13 protein-coding genes are annotated in these 21,799 nt (G+C 45.6%); 2 read left to right on the top strand and 11 right to left on the bottom strand.

Annotated elements, in window-relative coordinates:
* The first annotated feature begins 82 nt into the window (after positions 1-82).
* Positions 83-1,708: an ABC transporter permease gene (locus A142_RS10465; protein ID WP_017084265.1), complete on the top strand. Its 1,626-nt coding sequence runs from the start codon at positions 83-85 to the stop codon at positions 1,706-1,708.
* Positions 1,708-2,736, top strand: coding sequence for an ABC transporter ATP-binding protein (locus A142_RS10460; protein WP_019824376.1), 1,029 nt, complete (start codon positions 1,708-1,710; stop codon positions 2,734-2,736). Before A142_RS10465 ends, A142_RS10460 begins: the two co-directional genes overlap by 1 nt.
* Positions 2,737-2,886: 150 nt before the next feature.
* Here A142_RS10460 and A142_RS10455 read toward each other — a convergent pair whose 3' ends face one another.
* From A142_RS10455 to A142_RS10405, 11 genes are all read right to left on the bottom strand, one after another.
* Entirely contained in the window at positions 2,887-4,299 is a 1,413-nt protein-coding gene (locus tag A142_RS10455; protein WP_019824375.1) for a phosphoglucomutase/phosphomannomutase family protein, read from the bottom strand.
* Between the two features lie 74 nt (positions 4,300-4,373).
* Positions 4,374-6,779, bottom strand: a complete 2,406-nt coding sequence (locus tag A142_RS10450) for a GH36-type glycosyl hydrolase domain-containing protein (RefSeq protein WP_019824374.1) — start codon at positions 6,777-6,779, stop codon at positions 4,374-4,376.
* A 127-nt stretch (positions 6,780-6,906) separates the two neighbouring features.
* Positions 6,907-8,868, bottom strand: a complete 1,962-nt coding sequence (locus tag A142_RS10445) for a beta-N-acetylhexosaminidase (RefSeq protein WP_019824372.1) — start codon at positions 8,866-8,868, stop codon at positions 6,907-6,909.
* A gap of 12 nt (positions 8,869-8,880) precedes the next feature.
* A complete protein-coding gene (locus A142_RS10440; RefSeq protein WP_019824370.1) occupies positions 8,881-9,765 on the bottom strand; it encodes an N-acetylglucosamine kinase in 885 nt (294 codons plus the stop codon).
* 2 nt (positions 9,766-9,767) lie between these two features.
* A complete protein-coding gene (locus A142_RS10435; protein WP_019824368.1) occupies positions 9,768-11,489 on the bottom strand; it encodes a glycoside hydrolase family 9 protein in 1,722 nt (573 codons plus the stop codon).
* A gap of 98 nt (positions 11,490-11,587) precedes the next feature.
* A complete protein-coding gene (locus tag A142_RS10430; RefSeq protein ID WP_019824366.1) occupies positions 11,588-12,583 on the bottom strand; it encodes an ABC transporter ATP-binding protein in 996 nt (331 codons plus the stop codon).
* 86 nt (positions 12,584-12,669) lie between these two features.
* On the bottom strand, positions 12,670-13,653 hold the full coding sequence (locus A142_RS10425; RefSeq protein WP_019824365.1) for an ABC transporter ATP-binding protein: 984 nt from the start codon (positions 13,651-13,653) through the stop codon (positions 12,670-12,672).
* A 2-nt stretch (positions 13,654-13,655) separates the two neighbouring features.
* Positions 13,656-14,681 (bottom strand): ABC transporter permease, encoded by a 1,026-nt coding sequence (locus A142_RS10420; RefSeq protein WP_017056648.1) that lies wholly within the window; start codon positions 14,679-14,681, stop codon positions 13,656-13,658.
* Between the two features lie 2 nt (positions 14,682-14,683).
* Positions 14,684-15,670: an ABC transporter permease gene (locus A142_RS10415; protein WP_017633262.1), complete on the bottom strand. Its 987-nt coding sequence runs from the start codon at positions 15,668-15,670 to the stop codon at positions 14,684-14,686.
* Between the two features lie 169 nt (positions 15,671-15,839).
* Positions 15,840-17,522 carry an ABC transporter substrate-binding protein gene (locus tag A142_RS10410; protein ID WP_017056650.1) on the bottom strand — a complete coding sequence of 561 codons (1,683 nt, stop codon included), beginning with the start codon at positions 17,520-17,522 and terminating at the stop codon, positions 15,840-15,842.
* Between the two features lie 699 nt (positions 17,523-18,221).
* Complete coding sequence (locus tag A142_RS10405) at positions 18,222-21,611, bottom strand: response regulator (RefSeq protein WP_019824363.1); 3,390 nt, start codon at positions 21,609-21,611, stop codon at positions 18,222-18,224.
* Positions 21,612-21,799: the final 188 nt, after the last annotated feature.

Genomic DNA, 21,799 nt, shown 5'->3' with positions numbered 1-21,799 from the left:
ATAAATAACCCCACCATTAAAAGGATATGAGATGTATTTGCAAATGCATTTGTGTTTCATTAAGCCTCGTTGTAGTTAGGCGATGAAAGAAAAGAATTATTTATGGAACACCAGTAGCGGCATTATTGCAGTATTGCTGGTTTTACCGATCTTAGCGATTTTTACGACGGCTGTTGGAGAAACAGATGAGCTATTTTCTCATCTGATGTCCACAGTGATGCCCACCTATGCTTACAATACGGTGGTTTTAGTCATAGGAACCATGTTCCTGTCTTTAGTTTTTGGTATTCCGTCTGCTTGGATTATGGCAATGTGCCGTGTGCCGGGTGAGCGTGTTTTACAGTGGGCACTGGTACTGCCATTAGCTATGCCAGGCTATATTGTCGGGTATATCTTTACCGATTGGTTCGACTTTGCAGGCCCTGTTCAAGTGTTACTGCGAGATCTGACTGGGTGGGGACCCGGTGAGTATTGGTTCCCGGATATTAGAACGTTATCGGGCGCCATTATTGTTCTGTCCCTCGTTCTTTACCCGTATGTTTACTTGTTGTGCCGCGCGGCCTTTATGGAGCAAAACGTCTCCTTATTGCAATCCGCTCGGTTGCTAAAATGTTCACCTTGGGAAAGCTTTCGTCGTATTTCTTTACCGCTTGTTCGTCCTTCTATGGCGGTAGGTCTATCGCTTGTCGCAATGGAAACCATCGGTGACTTTGGTACCGTGAGTTACTTTGCAGTCAACACCTTAACGACAGCGGTTTACGATACCTGGTTAGGTTACTCAAGTTTAACGGCTGCAGCGAAAATATCGGCAATTATGCTGGTTATCGTGATCCTACTGTTGAGTTCAGAGCGCTATAGCCGTCGTAAACAGAAACTGTTCCAGAATCAATTCAGCAGTCGTGAAGACTTTCGCTACGACTTGTCCGGTTGGAAAAAATGGTTGGCACTGTTCTGGTGTTGGGGATTAGTGTGCGTTGCATTCTTGTTTCCTCTCGGTCAGTTGATGATCTATGCCTACAAATACTTTGCGCAAAGCTGGACGCCTGAATTCAGAGAGTATGCGGTTAACAGCCTTTATGTGTCAGTAGTCGCGGCGATTATTGGCGTTATCATTGCGATGATTGTGAATTTTAATCAACGTGTTAGCCCAAGTAAGAAAAATCAGGCTTACATGCGTATTGCTTCGATGGGCTATGCTGTTCCAGGCACAGTGTTGGCGATTGGTGTGATGGTGCCTGTGCTGTTCATGGATCATTTAGTTAATGATATTGCTAAAGTGATGGAGTGGGGACGTCCGGGGCTGATTTTCTCTGGCTCTATGTTTGCGCTTATCTTTGCCATGGTGGTGCGTTTTTCTGCGGTGGCGATTGGCAGTATTGAAAGTAGCTTGAGTAAAGTATCTCCTTCATTGGATATGGCTTCTAAAACCATGGGTTGCAATACCAACCAGATGTTACGTCGTGTTCATTTACCTTTGATTAAACGCGGCGCGCTGATCGCCGGTTTATTGGTGTTTATCGAATCAATGAAAGAGCTAAATGCGGCATTGCTGCTGCGTCCTTTCAACTTCGAAACATTAGCGACCTATGTTTATAACTATGCCTCAGATGAGCACCTCGAATTGGCGGCGATGCCTGCTGTATTACTGGTGTTAGTAGGTTTAATTCCTCTGATTATCGTAAACCGTTCCTTGGAGCAGAAACACTAATGAGTTGTGCATTATCAATTAAAGATCTGACTTGTAAATATGAGTCGCAAACCATCTTGGAAGCGCTCTCGTTAGAAGTTGAGCATGGTGAAATTGTTTGTCTTCTTGGTGCAAGTGGCTGCGGAAAAACCACCTTACTTAAGGCGATTGCTGGCCTGCTTCCATTGAGTAGCGGCGTAATGAGTTTGAACTGTCAAACCATCGATGATGGTGATAATTGGTTGCCACCGGAGCAACGAAATATCGGTATGATTTTCCAAGACTACGCTCTGTTCCCGCACCTGACGGTCAACCAGAACGTTGGCTTTGGACTAAAAGAACTCTCAGAGCAGAAAAAGAAAGAGAAAGTTCAAGAGATGTTAGAGTTGGTTCACTTAGATGAGTATGGTGACCGATACCCGCATCAACTTTCTGGTGGTCAACAGCAGCGTGTTGCGATTGCCCGATCTTTGGCATACAAGCCTGATTTACTGCTATTGGATGAACCGTTCTCGAACATCGATACTCAGGTTCGTCATGAGCTGATTTCTCAAATTCGTAAGATCTTTAAGAAGCAGGGTGTGACAGCTATTTTCGTAACTCACAGCCGCGAAGAAGCGTTCGCGTTTGCAGATAAGATGGCAGTAATGAACCATGGTGTGATTGAACAATATGGTTCGGCCTCTGAGTTGTATTTCCACCCTTCGAGTAAGTTCGTTGCAGACTTTTTGGGCGGCGGTAGCTATCTCAATGCGCAGCGTATTTCAGGAAATGAATTTGAAACAAGCTTAGGCCTGATAGAAGCGAAAGCACAAACTCAGATTGAAGTGGGATCGGAATGTTCGTTGTTACTAAGACCGCAGCAGATCCAAGCAAGTTATGAGCAAGACAGCGCTATTTCAGTGCTAGAACAGCAGTTTATGGGCGATCACTGTCGTTATGTAATCGAAGCGCATGGTCAGAAGTTATTAGCAACCTCGTCAGAAGCGCTTGAAGTTGGTATGCCGGTCAACGTAAAAGTGGATACCAAAGGCGTATTGGCTTTTTAAAGAGATATAACGCGATACTAATCGTTACAAGAATCGCGATAAAAAAGCCCAGCACTTCAATCAAAGTACTGGGCAAGAGTTCTTCACTTATAGGCTTTAACAAGGCAGTGATTTGTTAAGTCCCATACAAAACTGCTGCACTCTATAAGCCTATAGAGAGAGGAAGTCTTTCACTTTTTGAAGAACACGTTCTGCAGTGTCTTTATCTTCCATTTCTGCGAAGATTCGTAGTAACGGCTCTGTTCCTGAGAATCGAGCAATTACCCAGCCGCCATTCTTGAAGTACACCTTGGCACCATCTTCATAGCTGACTCTTTCAATTTCGTATTCAAATTCAGGCAGTTGCTTCTCGACGTAGATCTTAGTGTAGAGCGCTTCTTTCTCTGAAGGTTTAAACTTACAATCGCCTTCCGCGGTGTAGGCATAGCCATATTTAGAGTAAATCTCATCAAGTAATTCAGACAGCTTCTTGCCTGTCACACTGATCATCTCAACCAGTAAGCTTGAAGCAAATACGCCATCCTTACCTTTGATGTGACCACGAATGGTTAAACCACCCGAACTTTCGCCACCAATCAGAGAGTCATCGGCCTCCATTTGCGAGCTGATATGCTTAAAGCCTACAGGAACCTCAAAGCTCTTCTCACCATGATCTGCCGCCACTTTATCCAGTAGATGTGTGGTTGCGATGTTACGAACGACAGAGCCCTTCCAGCCTTTGTATTCCAGCAAGTAGTAGTAAAGTAGGAGTAGTACTTCGTTAGGATGAATGAAGTGACCTTTCTCATCGATGATCCCCAAACGGTCGGCATCGCCATCAGTACCAATACCAATGTCATAGCCTTCTGCTGCAACTAAGTGCTTCAAGCGATAGAGCGTTGCAGCATTTGGCGACGGCATTAAGCCACCAAAATCTGGGTTTTTGCCATCGTTGATGACGTCGACATCACAACGACCGTTGATAAGAACCGTTTGCAGAGCGTTTTTCGCCACACCAAACATTGGGTCGATCAGTACGCGTAGGTTCGCTTTCTTGATCGATTCAATATCGATGGCATTAATGATGGAATCAACAAAGGCGTTCATCGGGTTGATGATCTCGATCTCTTTGTCATTCAACGCTTGTTCGAAATCGACACGAATAACATCTTCGTTGGTTAGGGTTGCGATTTGCTGTTCGATCTTCTCTGTGATGATCTCATCGGCATCGCGGCCGCCTTCAATGAACACCTTAATACCATTGTAATCAGCGGGGTTGTGAGAAGCGGTAATACATGCCGAGTAGGTGCAGCCCATCTCTTTCGCTTGGAACATTACGATAGGAGTTGGAACGAATTTATCGATGAAGCTTACTTTGATGTTGTTCGCCGCAAGTACTTCTGCAAACCAGCATGCGGCTTTATCTGAAAGGAAGCGGCGGTCATAGCCGATTACAAACCCATTCTTGGCTGCATCTTCGTTGTTGATGATGTTAGCGAGTGCTTGCGCTACCAAGCGAACGTTCTCTCTAGTGAACTCCTCACCAATGAAAGCGCGCCAGCCACCTGTACCAAATTTAATCATTAGAAAATCCTTTTAGTCTCATTGTCTCAAGCCTGTAAAGACTTGAGACAAGAGCTGTTCGTTAAATTGCGTGACTAGCCTAGAACAACGACAACATCGTTCACGCTGCCTTCTGCTTGTACTGGGATGGCGCCTTCAACTGACTCACCATTGATAGTGATAGAGGCAACGCCTTTGCTTACTGCATTCGGGTTTTGCACTGTGATGTTGTAAGTTGCGCCACGCCATTGACGAGTAACCTCGAACTCTGGCCAGTCAGTCGGGATACAAGGATCAACCGTTAAGCCTTCAAAGCCTGTACGAACACCAAGAATGAAGTTGGTTACCGCGAAGTAAGCCCAACCAGAGGTACCCGTTAACCAAGGGTGGTTTGCACGACCATGGTCTTGGTGATCTTTACCCATGATGAACTGCACGTACGAGTATGGTTCTGCGTAACGCGTTTCAATCATGTCGTTTTGGTTGTAAGGGTTCAGTGCGTCGTAGAACTTCATCGCGCGGTCACCACGACCTAGTTTCGCTTCTGCCACCCAGGCCCACGGGTTAGGGTGAGAGAAGATTGCGCCGTTCTCTTTTACGCCTTGGTAAACGCGAGTTACGAAGCCGATATCATCGTTTGGTGTTGCAAATGAAGGAGAGTTTAGGTGTAGGCCGTATTCAGAGAAAAGGTTCTCATCAACAGCGTCCATCGCTTTCTCACCGCGTTCTTGAGAAACAGCACCAGATAGAACTGCTAGCGTGTTTGACTCAAGGTGCACACGGCCTTCAGCTTGTTGAGCGGTACCGATCTTGTCGCCATTTTTAGTCAGACCACGGATGTACCAGCCGCCTTCGTTATCCCAAAGGTGCGTTTCACACGCTTCGCGAACGTTAGCTGCCATTTCTGTGTATTTCGCAACGTCAGCATCGTTATTGCGGAACTTAGCAAGATCTAGGAATTCTTGTAGCGCCCAGAAGTGTAGGAATGAAACCATTGAAGATTCACCGCCACCTAGGTTCAAACAGTCATTCCAGTCAGCACGAAGACCTTTACAGATACCCGTTTGACCCACGTATTCAGCAGAGAAGTTCAGTGCCGCTTTCATGTGTTCGTAAACTGTCGCCTCGCCACCGTCTGCGTATGGAATCACTTCATCGAAGAAGTCGTGTTCACCGGTTTCCATCACGTACTTGATGATGGTCGGAACGATCCATAGGTGGTCATCAGAACATGTGTCTTCAATGCCGTGGATCTTGTCGTCATCTGACGGTGTTGGAACAACCGTTGGTGATTTTGATGGCTCAACGTCGGCTTTCTCTGGATCGAACCAGTCTGGATCGAACAAGTGTAGACCGTAGCCCGCTTTCACTTGTCCGCGAAGCAGGTCGATAATACGCTTCTTGGTCATTTGTGGGTTGGCATGAGGTACTGAAATAGCATCTTGCGCCGTATCACGGTAACCAAGACCAGTACGACCGCCAACTTCGATGAATGATGCAAAGCGTGACCAAACCACACAGGTTTCTGCTTGGTACAGCGTCCACGTGTTGATCATTGTGTCTAAGCCTTCGTTTGGCGACTTAACTTGGAATTTGTTGCAACGCTCGTCCCAGTGATCTTTGATGCCTTGGAAAGCGGCGTCTACGTTTGCTGTGTCTTGGTACTTCTCACGTAGGCGTTCACCGTTGCCTTTACCGATACCGAGTACATACGCAAAGCGAACTTCTTCACCGGGTTGAATCGTAAATTGCTTGTGCAGAGAACCACAATGGTTGTAACAAGTTTGAGCGCTGTTAGAACACTTACCGTTTTCAACCGCAATTGGATTTGCTTCATCACGGTACATGCCAAGGAAGTTGTCACGTTGGCCATCGTAGCTGTCTGGTGAGAAAGTTGAAGCTAGGTAGTAGAAGCCTTCAAAGTCATTAGTGTTGTAGTACAGGTCGTATTCCAGAACACCTTCTTGGTAAGACGTGCCAGCAGAGTACAGAGACATCTGATGGTTTTGATTGTCTGATTGAATGTGGCTGAAAGAGAACTCAACAAACGAGAAAGTGCTGATAGTACGAGGCTTATCAGTGTTGTTCTTTAATACAACGTCCCAAACTTCTGCATCTTCACCCTTAGGTACGAATAGCGTTTTGGTCGCTGTAATACCGCTGTATTCACATTTGAACTTTGAATATGACAACCCGTGACGAACTTCGTAATTCGCTTCATCTAGGCTCTTTGCCACTGGCTGCCAAGAGATAGACCAGTAATCACCTGTCTCATCATCACGCAGGTACACATAGTGTCCAGGACGGTCAAAGGTGCCGTTTGGACGGAACTTAGTAACACGGTTGTATTCCGGAGAATTGTAGAACGAGTAACCGCCCGCATTGTGCGAAATCACGGTACAAAACTTTTCAGTACCTAGGTAGTTTGTCCAAGGTGCTGGTACATCAGGGCGAGTGATGACGTATTCGCGATTGTCGTTATCGAAATAGCCGTATTTCATTGTCATTTCCTTTTTAACAAACTGCATCTATGCAGCTAATTTTTAAATAGTGATGCTGAGTCGTATCTAACTGAGCACCTTAATTTGAGTCAGCAACCACTCGATGTGAGTGTCGCTTTGGTTTGTTTTATTGAGCTTTCCAAGGGTTGCGATAATCAACATTGAGTCTGTCGAGTAATGGCAGATGCCCCTTTAGGCGAGATAGGTAATCTAGCCAGTTTCGGTTGTTTTTATGTGTCCAACATCCTTCAGCTAAAGCGCTAATTCTTGGGAATACCATGTAATCCATACGCTTTTGGTTGGTGACGATCTCACACCATAGAGCACACTGAATTCCGCGGATCCGCTTACGAATTCGGTCGGTGTCGGATATTTCAGCAAGCGCTTCGTAGGTATAAGCTTGTTCTAATGGGATAACGGCAGCCCAATCTACGCCCGGTTCTTCCGGTGCATAATCTTGGGTCATGTCGAGATAGGTAAATTGTGCCGGTTGCAGCACCACATCAAAGCCTTGGCGAGCGCAATTCACTGCAGCTTCTTCACTGAGCCACGAGTAGATGATGGTCTCTTTACTGACTTTGTTGCCGTGCTGTGCTTCTTCCCAGCCGACCATGCGTTTGCCGAGTTGCTTGAGTTTGTTTTCGGCATAGCGGAATAGGTGACCTTGCAAGTCTTTGCTGTCTTGGTACTGGTGCTCTTTCATCAGAGCTTGAGCAGCAGGGCTGTTAGTCCACACGCCCGGTGGTACTTCGTCTGCGCCCATGTGAATCAATTCGCTAGGGAATAGCTCTGCGACTTCTTCAATAACCGCATCTAGAAATTGATAAGTGCCTGGTAAACCTGGGTTTAGCACGTTGTCGTTGTAGTGCTGAATGCTCTTGTATTGAGTGGTATCTGCTTGCTCTACCAGCATTTCAGGCAGTGATTTGATGGCGGCGCGGCAGTGCCCTGGGATATCAATCTCAGGGATTACCGTGATGCTGCGCTGTTCTGCGTATTCAATGACTTCGCGAATCTGTTGCTGTGTGTAGAAGCCACCATAGTTCTCGGAAATGTGGGTGTATTGCGGTTCTAATGCATGATCAGGACCACGCCAAGCGCCAATTTCAGTTAATTGAGGCAGGCTCTTAATCTCGATTCTCCAACCTTCATCATCGGTTAGGTGCCAATGAAAAACGTTGAATTTGTAGTGTGCAAGTTGGTTGATTAAACGCTTCACTTGCTCCACTGAGTGGAAGTGACGAGCGCAGTCCAACATCATGCCGCGGTATTTGAAACGAGGTTGGTCGGCTATTTGGCAACATGGTACAGAGAAGTTTTCGGCATCCTGTTGTTGAACCAATTGAATCAAACTTGCCACAGCGTGTACAAAGCCAGACTGGCTGCCTGATTCAATAATTATCTGTTGTTCAGTAATGCGGAGTTTGTATTCGGCTTCATCTAACGTCGGGTTGCTGCGAAATAGAATGTCGCCGCTTTCGTCTTTTGAAAGCTCAGCTGAAAGCGCGTTCGAAAGAGACAACTCAAAGGTCAATAGCAATTCTTGCTGGAACCAAGAGACTGCCTTATCAGCAAGATGAGATTGAACTTCAATTCTGCAGTCGTTATTTAGCGCGAAGCTACTTAGCGCGAAACTACCTTGCTGAAATTCGATCTGATTCGGTTGAGGAATTAATGCAATCTCAGCAGCGTTCACTTCAGGTATCTGATTGCGTTCACGGTATGGTGAAGCCAGAACAATTGGTGATATTGCGACAGGCAGTACCGATGTTTCACCTTGGTGATGCGTTTGGATAAAAGCATCATTTAGGCCGTCAGAATAGAAACGGAATGGGGCGCTTTGAATGCTGAATTCAAGGTAGTAATGGTTATTCGCCTTTAACACTGGCGAACTTGGTTTGAACGAACAAAAACTACCAACTTGAGTAAGTTCACCCTGCGATAAACTCTCCTGAAGGATGAATCGGTCAAACGCAAAATGCAGTGACCAATCAGTTACATCAAGATCACTTAAGTTATGTACCGTAAGGCCAAATCGGCAGTTATTTTTTTGTTCAGAAAGAACAGCTAAGTCGATGCGGTAATTCATATAACTTCCCTGCTAAGCCTGTTGATACAAGTTGTGTTGTGATTTACCCGCAAACATCAATGCGCCTTCAATAGCGTCGAATTGAGGTTTAACGATCCATTGTTGTACCGGTGGTGATAACCAGTTGAGAATACGCTCTGCGATACTTCCCATTAAGCACACCTTGTCAGCGCCTTTGCGATGCAGTGCTAACACAAACATTTCGATATCAGCAGCGGTTTGTTTGAGCATCTCGATAGCTAGCTCATCGCCTTCGTTAGCGAGTTGAAAAATGACAGGTGAGAACTGACCGTAGTCTTTTGGAATAGCACCTTTTGACCATTCGACGATGGCATCAACATCATTGCCAAAATGGTTCATCACGTGTTGAGTCAGTGGTGTCTTGTTGCGAATACCGTCTTCTGCAAGCAGGACTTGTTGAATTAAGCGAAGTCCCATCACTGCGCCACCACCTTGATCTGAAATCGGGAATTCACGACCGCCAACCACATGTTGCTCGCCGTCTTTTAGGTAGATTCCACAAGAACCCGTACCACCAATCATGATTGCGCCGTTTTGGCCGTTGTGAGCACCAATGCAAGCGCCATAAGCATCGGTATTTAGCGTCACACTTGCGAAAGGGTGTGGTTGAGCCATGAAGTCGAACCATACTGATTTTTGCTCAGCGCCAGCCAATGCTAGGCCAACATGCATATTAGAAAAATCGTTAGAGTTAAGTTGCCCTTGTTGTGCCGCTTTTGTAATAGCATCAACAATAGAGTTCATCGCAACATCCACGCCTAATAGGATGTTGGCACTGCCACTTTTTGCTTCACCAATCAGCTTGCCTTGGTCATCACGAATACGAGCGCGACAAGACGTGCCTCCACCATCAATACCTACGTAGTAAAGCGTCATAATTATTGCTCCTTACGCTGTGCTAGGTAGTTGAATTGCGCAGCGGTTGCCAATAGGAACCAAGCGCCGTGAGGGATCCATTGTTCACCCCAACGCCAGTTTTGAAGCATGTCGTCTTTTTGAGCTGGCGGATTGAATGCGATGTCTTGTTCGTCTTCGAACCCAGCCGTGATGCCATTACAGATACCTCCTTTGGCATTGAAGAAACCAAGCTGAGGTAGGTAGTCTGGGTTGTTATGGCCATGACCATCGAGCATGCACATGTGGTATGGGTTGAGGCCCAAGATCCAATCAAGGCTATTTTGTGAAAGCTGGATTAAACGCTTTTGCTGTTCGCTATCTTTAATGTGCGGTTGAACTAGGTAAGCCATGGTTGCGAGTGAACCAAGGCGAGCATTTTCACCTTGCCACCAGTAACCTGTCTCGTTCTGTTGAGCGACGAAGAAGGCATCACGTTTATCACCATCGACAGATTTAACGTACTGTCTTGGGTAGCCGAATGGGTTGGTGACCTTGTCGGTGATGTTGATTTCGAACTGACAAGCTTGTTCAACAACTGTGCGCGCCTGTTCTTTTAATTCAGCATCGGTTTCGTTGTCGATGTATTCACATAGTGCAATCACAGGAAGACCGGCTTCAGCTGCATGAAAGTATGGGCGAGAGCCATCAGAATTTGCAGACCAGAAGTTCTCAAATGAATTATCTGACTGTTGGCGAGAGATTAAACGAGTCGCCCAAATTCTTGCTTCTGTTAGGTATTGCTGGTCTTGTGTTACGCGATACAGCTCATTGGCTGCGATTAGGGCGCAATACTCATCGATGATGTTCTCTTCACCATCGTTTAGATACTGGAGGTTGTACTCTTTTAGATGCCAGTAACCCTTAACCGCCGTTTCAAGGTAGGTGTGGCTAGAGTAGCAGCCTGAGACTTCAAGCTCAGAGGCTGCGGCTAATGCTGCGATAGCAACGCCGGCACCTTGTCGATAGCCAGCTTGTAAATCCGTTGATTTATGACCGTCTTGAGTCGCATAAGCGCAGATATCGCGCTGATTGATATCTTTGCTCCATTTGTCGAATACCGTCATGTAGAAGTATCCGTCAGCGTCTTGCATTCGCACCAAAAAGTCAGCACCGAAAAGCGCCTCTTCCGTTAGGCGTGTCATGGAGAATTTCGGGAAGTCTGGATTATGGCTAGTCAAGCGTACGCTTTTTAGCATGTTCCAAACCACCATTGGAATTTGTTGTGGGTTTAGGTAGTTGCCGTAAGACAAGTGGCTAAAATATTTACTGACATCACCTGATGCGTCATACCATCCACCGTGGACATCGACGTATCTGTCGGTACCTAGAATTTGTGCTTGTCGATCTTTTTTGTCGAAAATACCGCCACAGCGCTGTGACTTAAAGTAATGAAGCACATCAGAAAATGTTTGATTCATTAATAGGTTGCAGCCAATCTCAAACACTTCTGAACGCAGGTTGTCAAAGCGCAGGTAGTAGCGACCAGATTCAGTCACTGAACTGAAATCGATAGTGAAGAATTGCCCTTGATGCCAATTTGCTACGCGGCCTTGTTTAACCACATCAAAACTTCCGACAGTCATATGGTTGTCTGCACAGACGAGTAGAGCCGTTGTGCTAGAGAGGCGAGCTTTCTTAGTTTGTAAGATAGCTTGCTTGGGGCCTGTGGACTCATAGCCAATATGGTTGGTCAATAACAGCATCAATATTCTCCGACAGTCCTAGTTTCTATTGGCTAGGTACTTGAATGTTTTGGATATAATTAGTTAGGGCCCGCAGACCCTAACTTAGGTCTTATTGTTTAGCTTTCGTGTAGGTAACAACGTACAAAGTGGTTCTCTGCTAATTGAGTCACTCCAGGAAGTTGCTCTTTACACTTGTCCATTGCGTGGGTACAACGGCCTGCAAATGGGCAGCCTGCTGATACAGGTGTCCAAAGAGGAATCTCACCTTTGTTACCAGCAAGTTGATCGTGGATTGATTTCTTAGGATCTGGCACTGCCGAAACCAGTAGCTGAGTGTAAGGGTGTTGAGGGTTAGCAATAACGTCATCGGTATCACCCCATTCCACCATGTGTCCTACGTACATTACTGAAAGATCTTCAGCGATATAACGCGCAGTTGCGATATCGTGAGTGATGTAAAGCAGAGACATTTGCTTCTCAAACTTCATCTCTTCCATCAGGTTCAAAACACCCGCACGAATCGATACATCAAGCATTGAGGTTGGCTCATCGGCTAGGACAACTTCTGCTCCTACCGCGATATTGCGGGCTAGGTTTACACGTTGACGCTGACCACCAGACAGTTGGTGAGGGTACTTTTTCGCCGTCTCTTTTGGCGGAATTAGACCTACTTGCTCTAAAAGATCGTAGACACGCTCTTCTAATTCTCTCTTGTTGCCCGGAGATACTTTCTTGTGGATCAACAGTGGTCGAGCAATGTGGTGGAAGATGTTATGTGTTGGGTTCAGAGAACCAAACGGGTCTTGCCATACCATCTGCACACCTTCACGGTAATGCATAAGATCTTTTCTGCTCGAGATCTCTTGGATATCACGGCCTTTGTATTCGATCGTACCGCCTGAAGGCGCGTACATTTTTGCGATCATTTTGGCGGTTGTTGATTTGCCTGAACCAGACTCGCCAACCACTGCTAAGCCGCGGCTTTTGTACATCTTGAATGACACGTCGTTAATCGCACGCATCATCGGGGTTTGAATGGTGGTACTGCTTATTGGGAAGTCTTTTACAACATTCTTGCCTTCTACCAATAATTGACCGAAATCTTTGCTCATAATTGTCTCCAGAATCCTTATTCGCTTTGCTTGTTTTAGGCGGTCGAGCCGCCCTGTTCGTTATTCACGCTGAGTCAGCGTGCAAGCTATAGCTTCCTTTGTACTATTGGGTCACCGTACAGGTGGCAGTTAGACAAATGCCCAGGGTCGATAGAACGCAGCTTAGTTGGCACCTTAGTACACGTTTCATGTACACGGTCGCAACGAGCTTGGAAACGACACCCTTCAGGAATTTCTAATAAGTTCAGAGGGTTGCCTGGAATACCTGTCAACTTTGTCTTTGGCCCTGTCAGTGGAGGGAAAGAACTTCCCAGCCCTTTGGTGTAAGGGTGGTAAGGGTTTTCTAGGATATCTTGTGAGTTAGCCACTTCGATTAGCTCACCTGAGTACATGATGCCGATGCGGTCAGAGAACTCGACCATCAACGACAAGTCATGGGTGATGAACAGAATTGAGAAGCCAAATTCTTCTTTCAGTGCGTAGATCTTTTGCAGGATTTCGCGTTGCACAACCACATCAAGTGCAGTTGTCGGCTCATCCATAATTATCAGCTTTGGATTCAGTGCTAGCGCGATAGCGATAACCAAACGTTGACGCATGCCGCCAGAGAATTGGTGAGGGTAGTCACTCAATCGGCTTGGGTGAATATCTACGATTTCAAGTAGACCTTCAGCACGCTGCTTAGCTTGTTCACGAGTCATGTTCGTGTGACGCATGATTACGTCACAGAACTGCTCTTCCATCGGTAGTACAGGATTGAGTGCGTTCATAGCACTCTGAAATACCATCGACATCTCGCTCCAACGGAACGCCTGCATACGGTCATCACTGTATTCAAGGATGTTCTCACCGTTGAAGATAACCTCACCACCACTGATGTAAGCGGGCGGCTTATGAAGACGCATAAGAGAGAAAGCGACCGTTGATTTACCACAGCCAGATTCACCAGCTAGGCCGAATACTTCACCCGGAGCGATATCGAAACTTACGTTGTTACACGCACGAACATCGCCAGACTCTGTGATGTAATCTACGCATAAGTTGCGGATAGAAATTAGTGGTTCAGACATGATTATTTATCTCCGCTCCAAAGTGCATTTTGTGGTGGTAGTTCTGGTTCACGTTCTTCTTTGTCTTGAGCTGCTAGTTTTTTCCAACGCTTCATGCCTTTGTGAGAACGCAGTTGCGGGTTAGCAATTTCATCGACAGCGAAGTTAAGTAGAGCAAGGCCAGTTACAAGTAGTGTCAATGCGATACAAGGAGCCAACAGTTCCCACCAAGCGCCAATCAGCATTGATGAAGAGGTTTGAACGTTGTAAAGCATGATGCCCCAGCTGATTGTGTTCGGGTCACCAAGACCTAGGAACGAGATGGTTGCTTCCATCATGATTGCGTACATCACCGAACCAATGAAGCTTGCGCCAACGATAGAGATAAGGTTTGGCAGAATCTCTACGAAGATGATACGGAATGAAGATTCACCCAAAACTTCAGCGGCTTTTACAAACTCTTTTTCACGCAGTGCTAAGGTCTGGGAGCGAACAACACGGGCACCCCAAGCCCAGGACATAAAGCCGATAACCAAGGTTATGGTGAGTGGCCCTGCCTCACCGATAAAGGCTGCTACTACGAACAGTAATGGGTATTGAGGGATTACCAGCATGATGTTCATTGCGGCGGTTAGAACGTCATCGACACGGCCACCGAAGTAACCTGCAGAAACACCAATAACAGTTGCGAGTAAACATACGGTTAGACCCGCACCAAAACCTACAGCAAGAGATACGCGTGCGCCGTATACCACTTGAGACCAAACATCACGACCCATACGAGTTGTACCTAGTACGTGGTCTGCCTTTTTAGACATGATCAGTGTACGACGGTCATCTGCTAGGTTTTGAGCAACCCAGCCATCAGGGTTAGTTTGTGCAGACTTCACCACGAAACCAGGGTATTCGTGTGGGTTGCCTGTACGCTTGTCTGGTACATGTTTGGTGATCAATGGAGCTGCAATCGCGCCAAGAATAAAGATACTTAGGATGATGACGCCTGTTAGGGCCATCGGGTTACGCCAAATGAGTTTTAGAAAGTCTTTCATGATTATTTACCACCCTTACGAAGACGAGGGTCAAGAACAACGTAAAGCATGTCTGCAACTAGGTTAAAGAACAGCATGAATAGCGTCATGATAAGCAGCTGACCTTGCAGTACTTGGTAGTCACGAGCGTTAATTGCGTTGAAAAGTACGCTGCCCAGACCTGGGTAGTTAAAGATGATTTCGATAATTAACTGACCACCGATTGCCATACCTAGCGACATTGAAAGGGCTGTCACACTAGGTAGCATCGCGTTACGAGCTGCGTAGTTGAATACCACTCGGTTTTCGCTTAGGCCTTTGCCTTTCGCCATGGTGATGTAGTCTTCGGCTAGTAGGTTGATCATGTTGTTACGCATGTTTACTAGGAAGCCACCAATTTGAACAACAGAAGCACAGAACAGTGGTAAGAAGGCGTGGTAAGCGACATCTTTAATGAATGCCCAGCTTGTCCAGTCAGGCATAGTACCTGCGGTGTAGGCATAACCGGTTGGGAACCACTTCAAACCAATTGCAAAGGTAAATAGTGCAATCATTGCGATAACAACTTGAGGAACGGCTTGTAGAATCAGCATCCCTGGAGTTACGAAGGCATCGTACTTACTGCCGCGTTTCCACGCTGCGAAAATACCTAGGATTGAACCAATCGAGAAAGAAAGAATAACTGCGGTGCCGGCTAAGAAAAGCGACCAACCGAATGCTCCACCCAACAGTGTGTTTACAGAAAGTGGGTAGAATTGAATTGATGTACCTAGCTCCCAGCTAAGAATGTTCTTCATGTACGCTACGTATTGAACCAGTAGACCGCCATCAACGAAGCCTAATAGTTCTTTCATTGCAGCAATACGCTCTGGAGTAACTTGTACAGAAGCGTTCGCAAACATCATGGTAACTGGGTCACCAGGCATTGCTCTTGGAATAATAAAGTTTAACGTCGCAGCAACTAATAGCGCGACAAAATAAAATGACAAACGTCTTAAAAAATAACCCATAACTCACACCTTACTCACCCAGATTGTTTCCCTGTTTCTGGATTCAGGTCGCTCCTAGCGAAATTTGGAACGAAAAATCCCCTGACGACTAGCGCCATACTTTCAATTGAGAGTGTGGGGATTTTTATAAGCGGCGTAAGAGGTTACGCCGCAAGGATTGAACGATTACTTATTTAACTGGTTTTAGGTCCAGTACATGAAGTAGACGCTCTGGAATACCAGCCCAAATGTTTGGACGGCCTTTTGGATTTTCTTCGTTCCACCAACCAGTGAAGCGAGTTGTGTTGTATTGGTACATGTAAGCACCAGACATCACAGGGATTGTCACTTGGTCTGCAGCGATGATTTGCTGGATACCGTGTGCAATATCTAGCTGCTCGTTCTTATCAGCTGTTTTATAGAAGCTGTTTAGAAGACCATCTAGCTTGTCGTTTTTGTAGAAGTGCATTGCGAAACGAGGCATACCATCACCAGATTGTAGTGATGAGTTGTAAGCACTGTTCCAGTACGTGTATGGATCCGCACCGTGGAAGTAGTTTGTGTATGCTACGTCGTATGTACCTTCAAGCATTGCTTGGTTGTAAACAGAGAAGTCTGGTGTACGAGCTTTTGCTTTAATACCGATTTCGTTTAGCTGTTCTACCGCTAGTTGAACTGTGTTGTTGAAGTCAGTCCAGCCGTTTGGCGATTGAATCATTAGTTCGAAAGACTTACCTGATGGAGTGTCAACAAAACCATCTTTGTTTACATCTTTGAAGCCAGCGTCAGCAAGAAGCTTCTTCGCGCCTTCAGCGTTGTAAGTGTTGAAGCCTTTGTACTTGTCGTGAGTTTTTTCATCAGACCAAGCTTCAAACGCGTAGCCAAGACCCGATGCGAAATCGTTCACAGTACCGCCACCGTAGAATGCGATGTCGATGATAGTTTGACGGTCAAGAGCCATAGAGAAAGCACGACGGAAGTCAACGTTGCTCAATGCTTCATGCTTCGCAGCATCAGGGTGCTTGAAGTTAACGATGAATGCCTGTGTGCCTGCTGGCGGGTACCAGTAGTGGTGTTTAGGGCTAGCTGCTGCGTATGTACGATCGATATCTGGAACGAAAGAAGACGTCCAGTCCATTTCACTGTTTACAACTTTACCTAGGAATTGGTCGTTGTTCGCAATTTGTGGAACACGTAGACAGTCAACATCTAGGTTGTCTGCATCCCAGTAGTTCGGGTTTGCACACTGGATGTATAGCTGCGCTGTAAACGTATCGATTTCTGTAAATGGACCAGAACCTACCGGGTTCTCATTGGTAAACGTTGATGGATCTTTAACGTCTTTCCAGATGTGCTTAGGTACTACAGGTACTTTAGCAATCTCGTAAGGTACGTTTGAGTTTGCTTCTGTTAGTGTGAACTTAACTTGGTTGTCGTTTAGTTTTTCTACAGAAGTTACCCAAGAGTTGATACCAGATTGGTCAAGCTCTGGCTTCTCTTTTACAAGGTTGAAAGAAAAAACAACATCATCAGCAGAGAAAGTTTCTCCGTCAGACCATTTAACACCCTTACGAATGTCGAAAACAACGCTCATCAGATCATCTGACATCTTGAAGTTTTCAGCTAGACGGAACACTGGAGTGTTACCGTGCATTTCGTTAAATACTACTAGCGGCTCATACATGAAGTCAGTTGTAGTATGTAGGTTAGTAGCACCAAGGTACGGGTTAAAGTTACGTACGAATGTAGTGTACTCTTTCGGGTGAACGGTCAGTTCACTGCGTTCTGCAGCTGTTGCTACTGATGCAAAACCTGTTGTAGCAGTTGCAATAATTGCTGTTGCTATTGCTGTTTTTTTTATATTGGCAAGCATAGCTGTTCCTTACTATTTGCTTTCATTTCACTAATGGATTGAATGTTATCTGTCGCTAAATTGTTTAGTAGATACACACTCTGGTTAAAGGCCTACCTCTTCTTCGTTGCTCCAGATTCATCGTTGATTCTGAGAAGTGGTAAGAGTGGCCTGTAGGCCTTTGGCAGGAGTAAGAAAACACCTTATCGATGAATTAATCAAACTCGTTTCCCGTCAAAAACGTTAAAAACATCCAACTCCACGTCAGTAACGTCAAAAATGGGCGGTTTGATGGTTTTTTGCGCGCAATTGTTAGGGTGATGTGACTCGCAATTGAATTTGTGTTGGTAATTAAATGTTAGTGCTTACTCACTTTTTGTTCTTTTAATTATATAGCCTTGTTCTGTTTTAATGTAATTGTAGATCTTGGTCACTTGCTCTTTTTACGTTAAATTTCCCTAGAAAATTAAATCTGCCGTTCTGTTGTGACTCGCTTCTCAAACTGCAACAAAGAGTCGGAGAACTGTGAAATTCAGCCAAGAATAAGCTTCCAAATAGCGATTGAACTGGTGATTGTTTAAGCTTGAGTAACGTGTCATTTTGCTTGTTTAATGCCGTAAAAGAAGTGCATTTGAATGGACGTTATTGTGCTTTGATTGTGAATGATATCCACAAAAAAGCCCACGCTAGGTGGGCTAATAAGGAGGCATTGGTTCAGGTTTAACTGGTCAATAGTTTCTGTAGTTTATCCCTTAGCATCTCAATGTGCGTCCTCTCTGGCGTCTGTTCTTTACAGTGTTCAAGTATGAATTCGATAGAGCTCAGTACCGTTCGCCAGCGAGGTGTTTTCGGTAGGGTTTCTACGCGTAGGTATTTATCTAGTGTTCGAGTCTGAAGGGTACTTCGGTCTAAGTAAACGCGCCATAAGCCACTCTTCTCTGCAAAAGCAAACTTGGTTTCACCAGTCACCGATTCCCAGTAGATGATGGCATTAGTCATGGCATCGACCAGTACCTCACGCATCAACTCTTGTTTGTTTTTACCTTCACCGGTTGCCTTGTCTGCAAGGCGAGTAAATTCACCGCCAAGTTCCTTAAGCTGTTGTAACTTATCTTTGTCGCCTTCAAAAGCATAGCTTGAAAGTGCCTCTACTGCAGTCTCAAGGTTATTGATTCGGTTTGAGTTAACACCACCACCAACATTAAAGATATACATGGTGTCGAGCCCTGAACCTTCAGGTAACTTAAGAATATCACTCGGTATACGCTGACGTGTGTCATCTATATAGATATCAATATCACCACAGTAATGCGCTTGTTCCACCTTAAGATATTTAGGTGCAATGATCTCGTCGGCCATAGAGCGCTTAAGTTGTTCTTGCCCACGCCTAAACAGTTTCGCTGCCGCTTCGTTGGCAAAGCGAATACGTTGGTTATCACGAATACAGATGATGGCTTCTGGATCCGACTCTAACTGTTCTAGCAAACGTCCTTGAGTTTCTAGCAGGTTAGCTTCAACCATAGCTCGGTGTTTGAGCTCAAGTTGCAATTGGTCATTCTCAAGGCGTCTCTGCTCGGCTTTACTTGCTGATAAGTGAGCCGTAATTCGCGCAGCCAGTTCCTGTTTGTTGAACGGCTTAGATAAATAATCATTGGCACCTGCTTCGAAACCGCGTACACGGTCTTCTGCTTGGTTGAGTGCCGTCAGCATGATGATTGGCAATTGTGCGTGGTCATATTGCTTACGCAGCGATTCACACACTTGATAGCCGCTCATTCCTGGCATCATGATATCGAGCAGAAGCAGCTCTGGCTTCTCTTTCTCAATGAGTTCAATGGTTTCAGGACCGTCACATGCAGTACGTACTCGATAACCTTCTAACTTCAAGAAGCTGTCTAATACTCGCAGGTTAACCGGCTCATCATCGGCGATAACCAGTAACGGGCCATCTGGGTTTTCACTGATAACGCTGTTTTCTTGTTGGCTGTTATCTATTAAATCGGGCGCTTGGAAGTGTGAGTAGTGACCTGATTCGTTGTAACTATCCAGCTCATCTTGAGTCGCTAGAGGTAGGGTAAAGCTAAACGTAGTGCCAAGCATTGGTTGGCTACTTACGTACAGTGAACCACCCATTAGCTCAATCAACTGACGGCTGATCGATAGTCCAAGCCCTGCACCTTGGCGGTAGTTACTCGCATCTTGGCCAGCTTGAATTAATGGCTCAAAGATGTGCTCAAGGTACTCGGCCGGTATACCTTGGCCAGTATCGACAACTTGTACACGAATGTTGTCGTCGATAACGCTGGCAGAGATAACAATTTTACCTTCCGAGGTGTACTTGATGGCATTGCCGACCAAGTTATACATCACTTGCTCAAGTCGTTGAGGATCCGATGAAACCAGACCTAAATCACTTGGGACTTGGTTAATAATACGGATTGGCTTATTGCCCAATAGGTGATGAGACAACTCTAGGACCAAGCTGGTGGCTGCCGACAAATCAACCGCGGATTTCTTAATATCTAAGCTGCCATAGCGCATCTTGTGATAATCAAGCAGATCATCGACCAAGGTCGCCAATCTCTGACCACTATTGATGATGATATCCAACTGATACTTCTGATTAGCCGGAATAGGACCGTTCGCTCCAGATATCAACGCTTCAGCAATACCCACCATGCCATGCAGTGGTGTTCTCAACTCATGTGAAGTAGTCGCTAAGAACTCATCTTTAAGTTTGTTGGCCAGTTGCAACTCTTCGTTTTGCTTTTGAATGGTCTTAAGGTTGTCCTCAAGTTCATCGTTTTGGCTTTTTATGAGCTGCATCTTTTCTCGAATAGAGCGTTGCATTCGTTCAAAGCTGACTGCCAAGCGACCGATCTCATCTTTACGTTCGGTGTTGATCATCGTCTCATCAAGATCACCCGCCGATACTTTCTCGGCAGCCCACGTCAGTTTAAGTAGTGGGGATGTGATGAAGTTAGACAGATAGTGCGATGCAACGACTACGAGAATGATCGCGGTTAGCATCACGATCACGAAGATCTTTTCTAACTGATGAATACGGGCAAACGCCTCTTTCTCTGGTAGTTCAACCACTAAAGCCCATGTTGCGTATTTCAGCTCAATTGGCGTATATGCCGCGATGATAGCTTGATCTAGGGTGTTATCGAAGGTGCCAACCTCCGTTTCACCAGCCAATGCTTTATCGACAACATCTAAGCTCAAGTTGATTGATTCTTGTGAATGGGCAAGGCTACGAGGCAGGTGATCATCACCCACAAGCAGCGTTTGAATGTTCGAACTCTTGTTGAGATCCGCAATCAGCTTAGTAATGCCGTTGATTGGCAGCCTAAACATGGCGTAACTGTGTAGGTAGCCTTGTTGAACAATAGGTGCACCTAACCATGCGGTCTGTTTGCCATTCTCGTCTTTAAAGTCAGAAACGATAACCGGCGTGTAATCTTCGTTAGATTTGCGTCGGTCGGTTACGTCTTTGGCTAGTCGTTGAAAGGTAACGCCTAGGTTTGAGTCTTTGTATTTACCAGTCAGCAAGTTAGTGCCGTAATCGTCATTTTTAAAGACGGAGTAAGCGACGTTACCATTGATATCAACCAATAGAATATCGTCAAAATCGGAGCGTTTAAGCAGCTCTAGGTAAGCATTATGGTAGCGCTTGTGGAGTAGGCGATAACGCTCGCTGCCAATAAAGCTGCTGGACTCTGGAAGAATCGACGTTTTGATTTGATCGCCAGACCCCTGAATGTAGCGCTGCTGCGCATTACCGCGAGCCTCGTCAATATCTAACCCCAATCGTTGGAATGCATTGATCAAACCATAAAATCGCCCGCCACTGGCATTGGCCAATTCTGAGCGAACAAAGCCCATCACTTGGGATTCTTGAGCTTGTAGGTAATCGACAATTTGCTGTTGCTTAGTATCACGAACCGAAACAAGGTGTGAGGTGCTTTGTTCCTGAAGATCCTGACTGTGCGATTGGAGGAAAAATATCGCGATAAGTGTCACTGGGGTAATACTGAGGACAAGAAATGCCAGCATTAGGGTATTTTGAAGGCGCTTAAACTTCTGCTTACGATAGAATCTAAACATAAATTGGGTACTACTTTCCTTTGATGTACTGCTAAAAGGGGCGAAAACAAGTACAGAGAATAGAATTAACGGGTTCCAATTTAACGAAATTAACGAGTTTTTTTACTTTGACAAGTAAGTGGTATTTAAAGCGTGTGCAAAAGCTCATTTTTATAGAGTTTTGACAAAAATATGAACAGACAGCGCAG

Source organism: Vibrio splendidus 12E03, assembly GCF_000272105.2.
Classification (GTDB): Bacteria; Pseudomonadota; Gammaproteobacteria; order Enterobacterales; family Vibrionaceae; genus Vibrio; species Vibrio splendidus_I.
Note: the sequence above shows the minus strand (reverse complement) of the source record. Positions and strands in the feature narration are given on the sequence as shown.

Coding starts and splice junctions, on each gene's coding strand:
- A142_RS10430 (WP_019824366.1), bottom strand. CDS start 12,583: ATGAGCAAAGATTTCGGTCAATTATTGGTAGAAGGCAAGAATGTTGTA.
- A142_RS10425 (WP_019824365.1), bottom strand. CDS start 13,653: ATGTCTGAACCACTAATTTCTATCCGCAACTTATGCGTAGATTACATC.
- A142_RS10450 (WP_019824374.1), bottom strand. CDS start 6,779: ATGAAATACGGCTATTTCGATAACGACAATCGCGAATACGTCATCACT.
- A142_RS10455 (WP_019824375.1), bottom strand. CDS start 4,299: ATGATTAAATTTGGTACAGGTGGCTGGCGCGCTTTCATTGGTGAGGAG.
- A142_RS10415 (WP_017633262.1), bottom strand. CDS start 15,670: ATGGGTTATTTTTTAAGACGTTTGTCATTTTATTTTGTCGCGCTATTA.
- A142_RS10440 (WP_019824370.1), bottom strand. CDS start 9,765: ATGACGCTTTACTACGTAGGTATTGATGGTGGAGGCACGTCTTGTCGC.
- A142_RS10410 (WP_017056650.1), bottom strand. CDS start 17,522: ATGCTTGCCAATATAAAAAAAACAGCAATAGCAACAGCAATTATTGCA.
- A142_RS10435 (WP_019824368.1), bottom strand. CDS start 11,489: ATGCTGTTATTGACCAACCATATTGGCTATGAGTCCACAGGCCCCAAG.
- A142_RS10445 (WP_019824372.1), bottom strand. CDS start 8,868: ATGAATTACCGCATCGACTTAGCTGTTCTTTCTGAACAAAAAAATAAC.
- A142_RS10405 (WP_019824363.1), bottom strand. CDS start 21,611: ATGTTTAGATTCTATCGTAAGCAGAAGTTTAAGCGCCTTCAAAATACC.
- A142_RS10465 (WP_017084265.1), top strand. CDS start 83: ATGAAAGAAAAGAATTATTTATGGAACACCAGTAGCGGCATTATTGCA.
- A142_RS10460 (WP_019824376.1), top strand. CDS start 1,708: ATGAGTTGTGCATTATCAATTAAAGATCTGACTTGTAAATATGAGTCG.
- A142_RS10420 (WP_017056648.1), bottom strand. CDS start 14,681: ATGAAAGACTTTCTAAAACTCATTTGGCGTAACCCGATGGCCCTAACA.